General features: G+C 61.9%; 3 protein-coding genes. All 3 read right to left on the bottom strand.

The window, feature by feature from the left end:
• Positions 1–247: 247 nt before the first annotated feature.
• Positions 248–730, bottom strand: a complete 483-nt coding sequence (gene greA / locus WCB02_RS34110) for a transcription elongation factor GreA (RefSeq protein ID WP_423965472.1) — start codon at positions 728–730, stop codon at positions 248–250.
• Positions 731–967: 237 nt separating this feature from the next.
• The gene (locus WCB02_RS34105) at positions 968–2,017 is read right to left on the bottom strand and encodes a ketopantoate reductase family protein (RefSeq protein WP_423965470.1); all 1,050 of its coding nucleotides are present in this window, start codon (positions 2,015–2,017) and stop codon (positions 968–970) included.
• Positions 2,018–2,290: 273 nt separating this feature from the next.
• Positions 2,291–2,668, bottom strand: coding sequence for a tautomerase family protein (locus WCB02_RS34100; RefSeq protein WP_423965468.1), 378 nt, complete (start codon positions 2,666–2,668; stop codon positions 2,291–2,293).
• Positions 2,669–2,696 lie beyond the last annotated feature (28 nt).

Genomic DNA, 2,696 nt, shown 5'->3' with positions numbered 1-2,696 from the left:
GGTCTACCCAGACGACGGAACTACAGGGCGCGCCCACTCGGAAATGAAAGCGCGAAAACCCGCCGCTCTACGGACGTCCGCTCCTCGCAGGAGCGAGTTCGCATTTGAGAAGGTTTAGAAATCGCAGCCAAGGCGCGCGATGGTGCCGAAATAAGCGCGGGTCGGCGTTATCTCGGCGCATTTTCCGGAAAGGTGGACACCGGCTTTCCGTCAGAAAATGTGACCAATAAAGGACGACCAGAGCGCGCTAGGAGATCGCAACGATCTCAAGCTCCTGGCCGGCTGCCCCGACGACATCTCCAACGGCGTGGCCGATCAGGAATCTTGCCACCGGGGAGGCAAAGGAAATCGAGCCGGCCTTGGGGTCCGCTTCATCCTCTCCGACGATGCGATATGTCTGGAGGCGCCCGTCGCCACGCCTGAAAGCCACCGTGCTCCCAAAAGCAACCGTGCTGGTCGACGTCGGGTTGGGGACGACCTGAGCCGTCCGGACTCGCGCCGCAAAGTAGCGTACATCGCGCAACGGGGGCGCTGCTTGCCGCCGTCTTTCGTTCACGTCTTCGATCGCCTGCGCGGCATCATACGCCTGGCGGGCGCTGTGGAGCTGGGTTTCAAGAGCCTTCAATCCCGCTTGCGTAACAAGATTCGGATGAGGTGAAACCGGGCGGTCGGGCAGCAGCGTCTCCGACGCCGTTTCGGCACTGTCTTCCTTGGTAAAGGCAACGCTCAACCGGAACTCCTGCAGGTGAGATAGGCATAGTTCATTGGCGCGGCCGCGGGAACGGCAGCGATATGAGCAGGCTGCTGCAGCAACTTCAAGGCATGGGAGCAGTGCGTATCAGGCCGCGCTCGGAAATGTCCTCTCCGAGCTCAATGCGTCGGCGGAGAGCCGGGGTCCCCCGGATCACGGGTTTGCCGCGACCATGTCGGCTGCGAGAGTGATACCAGGATGCTGCGTCATGGTTGATCAGCTTGGCACGATCCTCTCGTTCAGTCGTTGATCGACGATCCGGACTGTGCCGTCGATATCGGCATTGGGCATGCCAAGCTGATGCGAAATCAGCTTGACCAGGAGGTCGACCCGCTCGATGAAAGGTGCGCCATTGGCCACCGCGCGGGCCGCTGACGAGGGGTTGAGCAGGCTTTCCGCCGCCTTGGCGTATTTCTCGAATGGCACCTGATCCTTCGGGTCGGCCCCCAGACGCCGCGCGATGGCATCGACATGGTCGTAGATCGACTGTGAGAGCTTGAGGTCGCCGCGCACCGCGTCGCGGATCGACCGCGGCTCCTGCAGCGTGATGCAGCGGTAATTCCCGGTCAGCAACATCGACCATTTGGCGAGCGGCACGAACAGCGAATCGAACACTTTGAGCTTCACCGGCACGTCCTGGCCATCGAGCTTCACCGCGTCGATATCCGCTTCCAGCTCTCGCAGCAGCCGGTTATGCGCCTCATCCGCAAAAGTGGCGGCCTTGAAGTTTGTCGCCAGGCCGACATGCAGCACATTCGCAGGCTCCTCCGGCGGCCGGAAGGCCTGCGGATCCGGCGAGCAGAGCGTCACCAAGCCCGGCTCGAAACGCTCCCAGATCTGGGCATTGGTATAGGCCTCCTCCAGGTCCATGTCGGCCAGCGCCGGGATCCGCTTGAGATAGGGCAGGGGCGGCATGTTCATGATCGACAGACAGGGCAGCTTCGCCTCGGCGATCTTGATCATCAGCACCCGGATCGTATGGTTGGTGTATTGCGGCTCCTGCATCGCAAGTCCGACCAGATCATAGCGCGACAGGTCGACATTGTCGGGCGAGGTCGCATCCAGCGTGCCAGGCAGATCGCGCGAGAAGATCGACCGATGCGTCGGCTCGTCACGGAGTTTGATGCGGACCTCGGTGCCGTCACGATTGATGAGTGCCGCGGTCTTCTTCCGGCAAACCAGGGTCACGTTGTGACCGGCCATCAGCAATTTCGTCGACAGCAATGAGCCGTATGAGGCCCCAAGAATCAGAATGCTGCGCGCCATGCTCTCCCTTCCATTATGATTTTCTCTCGAACGCCCCGGGCCGGGCCGGCCTGAAAATATCCGTCACATCGGGGAGGCGCCTCGGCGCAAGACCAGAGCGGGAGACAACCTCGACGTCACGGCGCCTTCGGGCGAGGGGCGTCGGTGTCTATCGCAAATCGATGGGGATCACAATGATCTGGCGATCGCTTGGCGAGGGCCAGTTTCATCTCGCCCTCGCTGCGAGGCCTTATCATGATCCGACATGGACCGGCGTCATGACCATCGCCCGCCTCACGCGAACTGCGCGAGGCCGCGTCCGACGGACCAGTTCTCTTTCGGCGCGTCATAAATAGTGGTGAATACGTCATCCGGCCGGATGCCGGGGCTTTCGCCGAGCAGGTCGGCGATCCGCCGGAACAGCGCTTTCTTCTGCTCGACGGTGCGGGTGTTGAACACGGTGATCTGGATGTATACGAGGTCAGCGCTCCGGGCGACGCCATAGGCCGTGCCATGCCGGAAGTTCGCGGCCTCATGCTCGGTCATGGTCATGAACTGGTCGCCTTCGGGCACGCCGAGCGTTTCGCGCATCGCGCGGTAGAGGCCGTCAAAGATCGCCTGCCGATAGGCGTCAGGCTTTCCGGCACGCAATTGGATGTGAATGAGCGGCATTGCGGGTCCTTGTCATTTCGTCGTGGAG

The sequence above is a fragment of the Bradyrhizobium sp. genome, from assembly GCF_049581145.1.
Taxonomy (GTDB): Bacteria; Pseudomonadota; Alphaproteobacteria; order Rhizobiales; family Xanthobacteraceae; genus Bradyrhizobium.
The sequence above is the reverse complement of the archived record's forward strand: the minus strand, read 5'-3'. Positions and strand labels throughout refer to the sequence as shown.

Coding starts and splice junctions, on each gene's coding strand:
- WCB02_RS34105 (WP_423965470.1), bottom strand. CDS start 2,017: ATGGCGCGCAGCATTCTGATTCTTGGGGCCTCATACGGCTCATTGCTG.
- WCB02_RS34100 (WP_423965468.1), bottom strand. CDS start 2,668: ATGCCGCTCATTCACATCCAATTGCGTGCCGGAAAGCCTGACGCCTAT.